We start from the raw sequence: 5,371 nt of genomic DNA on the forward strand, positions 1-5,371 counted from the left end.
GACGGCGCGGCCGCGGGGCGCGGTCGCCGGCGGGACGGCCGGTGGCACATGGCGTCCGCTGCGACCGGCGCTCCCGCCGTTGCCCCCTGGCTACCGACGGAGACTTCTCGACGATGCGACAGTACTTCCTGCCCCTGCTGCTGGCTGCCGGCCTGCTGGCTTCGTGCGCCACCGTGGTGAACCCTGTCACCGGCCGCGAGGAGCGCTCGGTGATGAGCGAGGAGGCCGAGATCGCCGAGGGCAAGAAGGCCCACCAGCAGGTGCTGGCCGAGTACGGCGTCTACGGCGACGCCAAGGTCCAGGCCTACGTCGACGACCTGGGCCAGCGTCTCGCGAAGCAGTCGCACCGTGCCCACCTGCAGTGGACCTTCACGGTGCTCGACAGCCCCGAGATCAACGCCTTCGCGCTGCCGGGCGGCTACGTCTATGTGACGCGCGGGATCATGGTCTACATGGAGAGCGAGGCCGACCTGGCGGGCGTGATCGGCCACGAGATCGGCCACGTGACGGCGCGCCACGGCGCGCAGCGGGCCACCCGCCAGCAGACCGCCGGCATCGGCGTGCTGGCGGCGAGCGTGCTGGGCGCAGTGCTGGGCGTGGGCGACGTGGCGAGCCAGGTCTCGCAGAGCGTGGCCGCCGGCTACGTGGCGTCGTACAGCCGAGACCAGGAGCTGCAGGCCGACCAACTGGGCGCCGAGTACCTGTCGCGCAACCGCTACGACCCGCAGAACATGGTCGACGTGATCCGGGTGCTCAAGCGCCAGGAGCAGTTCGCCGCCGACCAGGCCAAGGCCGAAGGTCGCACGCCGCGTCAGGGCGGCGACTGGCTGGCCTCGCACCCGAGCAATGAGCAGCGCCTGCAGCAGATCACGCAGATCGCCGCCGGCTACAAGGGCAGCGGCTACGTCGACGACGGACGCGCGCGCTACCTGCAGGCCGTCAACGGCCTGCCGTTCGGCGACAGCCGCGAGCAGGGCGTGACGCGCGGGCGCAATTTCTATCACGAGCCGCTGGGCATCGCGCTCACCGCGCCGCAGGGCTGGAAGATCCAGAACGCGCAGGACGCCGTGACGGTGGTCAACGCCACTGGAGACGCCGGGCTCATCATGCAGACCGTGCCGGACAAGGCCGGCAAGAGCCACGAAGAGATCATCCGCAACCTCATCAAGCCGACCCAGGGGCGCACCGAGCCGCTGTCGCTGAACGGCCTGAGCGCCACGCATTTCGTCGGTGCGCGCCAGAACCAGCAGGGCCAGACGCAGAACGTCGAGGCCACGCTGGTGACCGGTCCGGGTGCCAAGAACTATGCGCTGCTGTATGCGGCCAAGAACGCCACCGCGCTGCAGAACGCCCGTCCGCAGCTGCGCGAGACCGAAGGCTCGTTCCGCGCTCTCACCGCGGCGGACCGCAGCGCGGCCCGGCCGTGGGTGCTGAAGTCCGTGGCCTATCCGCGGGGCGGTTTCGCCGAGCTGGCCCGCCGCTCGCCGCTCGGCGGCAACGCGGAGCAGCAGCTGCGCCTGATCAATGGCCTCTACGGCGCGACCGACGAGCCCAAGGCCGGCCAGCTGGTGAAGGTGGTGGAGTAGGTAGGGGTGCGCTTCAGCCCGCCGCGTCGACCGTCCCCGCGGCGCGCCGCTCGGCATGCTCGCGCACCCCGGCGGGCAGGCGCTTGAGCATGAAACGGATGGCCAGCGGCACCAGCACCAGGTCATCGACCACGCCGAAGAAGGGCACGACGTCGGGGATCAGGTCCAGCGGCGAGAACAGGTAGAGCACCACCATCGCCGTCCCCGCCTTCAACCACAGCGGCGCGGCCGGGTGGCGCAGCGCGTACCAGAGCTGGCGCGCGTCACCGCGCACTGCGAGCCACAGCACCGACAGACGTTTCCACATTGCAGGACCTCCGTGCCATCCGCGCCGCTCGGCGAGCGACGACGCTGGCAGTTGCGGCCCGCGGCGCCGAAACTCAAGGGGCCGCCGCCAGAATGTCGACCGATTCTCCCGCGGGGAACCCTGGGGCCTCTCGCGCATCAGACACCGATGACCATGACGAACGACTGGATCGAAGCCCTGAACCGCAGCCTGCGTGGGGCCGTTTCCCTGGTGCTGAAAATGGCGCTGACCCTCGCGGGCCTGGTGTTCATGCTCGGCGTGGTGGTCCTCGGCCTGACCCTCGGCGCGGTGCTGGTGGTGTGGGCGCTCCTGCAAGGCAAGCGGCCCCGGGCCGTGCGCTTCGGCCGTCACCCTGGCGCCGACTGGAATCGCTTTCGTGCGGCCGCCGCGGCGCGGCGCTCGCCAGGGGCTCGCCCCGACGTGCCGTCGCGCGGCGACGTCGTCGACGTGGAAGTGCGCGAGATCGCCGACCCGCGGCCGCTCGGCGACTGACGGACGGCCCGCTCCCGGCCCCCGACGGCCTCGGCGCCGCGAACCGTCCAGCCCGGAGGCACAGCACGATGGACCGCAGAGCTTGCTGGCCCGGGCTGCTGCGGGAGCCTTGGTGGCGACTGGGCTGTCGCCCGTCGCGGCCACTGCGGCGCAAGCCGGTCTTCCTGTGCTCACCCGACCCATCGCCCGCAGCGGCGAGAGGGTGCCGGTGGTGGGCATGGGCACCTGGCTCAGCTTCGACGTGTCGCCCGGCGATGCCGAGGCGCTGGCGCGGCGCAGCCAGGTGCTGGCGCGTTTCTTCGCCGGTGGCGGGCGCCTGATCGACTCCTCGCCGATGTACGGCCACGCCGAGGCGGTGCTGGGTGCGTTGCTTCCGACGCTGCCGCAGCCGACGGCACTGTTCAGTGCCACCAAGGTGTGGACGCCGATCGGCAGCTACGGCCCCACGCAGATGCAGCGCTCGCTCGACCTGTGGGGGCTGTCGCGTTGCGACCTGATGCAGGTGCACAACCTGCTGAACTGGCCGGCCCACCTGCCGACGCTGCGTCGCTGGCGCGCCGAAGGCCGGGTGCGCCACCTTGGCCTGACCACCTCGCACGGCAACAAGCACGACACGGTGCGCGAGCTGCTCGACAGCGAGCGCGACCTCGACACACTGCAGATCACCTACAACCCCGCCGACCGGCGCGCCGAGCCGCTGATACGGCAGGCGGCCGCCCGCGGCATGGCCGTGGTGCTGAACCGGCCGTTCGACGGCGGCAGCGTGCCGCGCCGGCTGCGCAACGAGCCGATGCCGACGTTCGCCGCCGAACTGGGCTGCAGCGCCTGGGCGCCGCTGGTGCTGAAGTGGGAGCTGGCGCACCCGGCGGTGAGCTGCGTGATCCCGGCCACCACCGACCCGGATCACATGGCGCAGAACCTCGAGGCGCTGCGCGGTCCGATGCCGGATGATCGCCAGCATGCCGCGCTGACGGCCGTGTTCGACCGCGTGTTCGGCTAGGCCCGTCGGACGCTAGCCGGGCGTCGAGGCGTCGCCGTCCTCGCCGCCGTGCGCCAGTGCCTGGCGGGCCAGTTCCTCCTCGCTGAGTTCGGGCGCCGCCTCCAGTGCGGCCAGCTCCTCCAGCATCTCGGGCGTGGCTTCGGCGTTGCCGAGCAGCACATCCTCGAGCGTGGGGTGAGCGACCGCGATCTCCTCGTGATCCTCGGGCGAGGGGTGCACGACGGCCGGGTCGAGCGCCGGCAGGCGGGCCGCGGCGAGTTCGAGCTGCTGGTCGATCAGCTTGGAGAAGTTGCCGTCGTCGGGCAGGGTGGTGGTGCTCATAGCGGGCCTCCTTGCGGTCGGGTCGACAGGCGGATCATGCACTGCGCGGCCGGTGCTTGCCAGGCCCCGGCGGCCACGCAATCCGACCTACGATCCGAACCGCGCAGCCGCCGTTGGAAGCCGATGAAACTCTACGCCCACCCGTTCTCGTCCTATTGCCAGAAGGTCCTGATCGCCTTGTACGAGAACGACACGCCCTTCGAGTGGGGGCTGCTCTCCCCGGACAACAAAACCCAGCTCGCCGAACACGCGGCGCTGTGGCCGCTGCGGCGCATGCCGGTGCTCGTCGATGCCGATCGCACCGTGATCGAGGCCAGCCTCATCGTCGAGCATCTGGACCTGTACCACCCCGGGCCGGTGCGTCTGCTGCCGACGGACGCGCGCGACGCACTCGCGGTGCGCAGCCTGGATCGCTGCTTCGACAACTACGTCATGACGCCGATGCAGAAGATCGTGCTCGACGTGCTGCGCCCCGCCGAACATCGAGATCCCTATGGCGTGGCGGAAGCGAGGCGCCTGCTCGACGCCAGCTATGCCTGGCTCGACGGCCGGTTGGCCGGGCGCACCTGGGCAGCCGGCGACGCCTTCGGCCTGGCCGACTGCGCCGCGGCGCCCTCGTTGTTCTATGCCGACTGGGTGCAGCCGATCGGCGCCCGGCATCGCGAATTGCGAGCCTACCGGCAGCGGCTGCTGGCACGGCCCTCGTTCGCGCGTGCAGTCGACGAGGCGCGGCCCTACCGCACGTTCTTTCCTCCGGGCGCGCCCGACCGGGACTAGCAATGACCGGCCCCTCGGTCTCGGCTGGTGCCGCGCTCTACATCGCGGGGGTTCAGTTCCTGTTCGTCACCACCTGGACGGTCTACGCGATCTATCTGCCTCAGCTGCTGGAGACCGCCGGTCTGCCCAGGGCCTGGGCGCCGTGGATCCTGCTGCTCGACCAGCTGGCGTTCCTGGTGGCCGACATCGCCACCGGCGTCTTCGCCGACCGCGTGCAGCGCACGCTCGGGCGCATCGGCCCGTGGATCGTCGGCGCGACGGCGCTGTCCTGCCTCGCCTTTTTGCTGCTGCCACTGGCGGCTCGTTCGGGCAGCGCCGCGTCAGGGTGGATGCTCGCGCTGACGCTGGTCTGGACGCTCAGCTCGTCGGCGCTGCGCGCGCCGCCCTGGGTGCTGCTCGGCCGCCACGCTGCACGCCCGGCGCTGCCGTGGCTGAACGCGCTGACGCTGCTCGGCCTAGCGGCCGGCGGTGCGGTCGCGCCCTACCTGGGTGTGCTGCTGAAGGGGGTCGATCCGCGGCTCCCGTTTGCCCTGTCCAGTCTCACGCTGCTCGCCACGACCGCCGGCCTGGTGCAGGTCGAACGCGCGCTGGCGCGGCGGCGATCGGCGCCGCTGCCGGCAGAGACCACGCAAATCCCGCACGTCGGTGGTGCCGGCCATGCGGCGTGGATGCTCGGCGTGCTGCTGCTGGCGGCGGCATACCAGGCCCAGGTGTTCGTCAATGCCGCGCCGCACTACCTGCGTTTCACTGTGCCGTCGGCGCTGGAATGGCTGCTGCCGCTGTTCTGGGTGGGCTTCGGCGTGGCGATGCTGCCCGGCGCTGCGCTGTGCCGTGCGTTCGGCGCCCTGCCGACCCTGGCCGCGTCCGCGCTGTGTGGTGCCGCGGCGG

The 5,371-nt window shown here is 71.5% G+C and carries 7 protein-coding genes; 5 read left to right on the forward strand and 2 right to left on the reverse strand.

Translation table 11 applies throughout. The features are described from left to right. The first annotated feature begins 113 nt into the window (after positions 1–113). Positions 114–1,586 (forward strand): M48 family metalloprotease, encoded by a 1,473-nt coding sequence (locus x551_RS18010; protein WP_051495911.1) that lies wholly within the window; start codon positions 114–116, stop codon positions 1,584–1,586. Positions 1,587–1,599: 13 nt separating this feature from the next. On the opposite strand, the gene x551_RS18015 is transcribed toward x551_RS18010, so the two are convergent. Further along, the gene (locus x551_RS18015; protein ID WP_011828907.1) at positions 1,600–1,893 is read right to left on the reverse strand and encodes a DUF1232 domain-containing protein; all 294 of its coding nucleotides are present in this window, start codon (positions 1,891–1,893) and stop codon (positions 1,600–1,602) included. Positions 1,894–2,046: 153 nt separating this feature from the next. On the opposite strand from x551_RS18015, the gene x551_RS18020 reads away from it, so the two are divergent. Both x551_RS18020 and x551_RS18025 read left to right on the forward strand, forming a co-directional pair. Then, entirely contained in the window at positions 2,047–2,385 is a 339-nt protein-coding gene (locus x551_RS18020; protein ID WP_152543571.1) for a hypothetical protein, read from the forward strand. A gap of 166 nt (positions 2,386–2,551) precedes the next feature. After that, positions 2,552–3,385, forward strand: a complete 834-nt coding sequence (locus tag x551_RS18025) for an aldo/keto reductase (protein WP_051495912.1) — start codon at positions 2,552–2,554, stop codon at positions 3,383–3,385. 12 nt (positions 3,386–3,397) lie between these two features. Here x551_RS18025 and x551_RS18030 read toward each other — a convergent pair whose 3' ends face one another. Further along, the gene (locus x551_RS18030) at positions 3,398–3,706 is read right to left on the reverse strand and encodes a hypothetical protein (protein WP_011828910.1); all 309 of its coding nucleotides are present in this window, start codon (positions 3,704–3,706) and stop codon (positions 3,398–3,400) included. 123 nt (positions 3,707–3,829) lie between these two features. Here x551_RS18030 and x551_RS18035 point away from each other — a divergent pair, with 123 nt between their 5' ends. Next, on the forward strand, positions 3,830–4,483 hold the full coding sequence (locus tag x551_RS18035; protein ID WP_036235555.1) for a glutathione S-transferase family protein: 654 nt from the start codon (positions 3,830–3,832) through the stop codon (positions 4,481–4,483). Positions 4,484–4,485: 2 nt separating this feature from the next. Continuing rightward, positions 4,486–5,371 (forward strand): MFS transporter (locus x551_RS18040; RefSeq protein ID WP_036249888.1); only part of this gene is annotated, 886 nt, incomplete at its 3' end.

Origin of the sequence: Methylibium sp. T29, from assembly GCF_000576205.1 — a bacterium.
In the GTDB taxonomy this organism is placed as follows: Bacteria; Pseudomonadota; Gammaproteobacteria; order Burkholderiales; family Burkholderiaceae_C; genus Methylibium; species Methylibium petroleiphilum.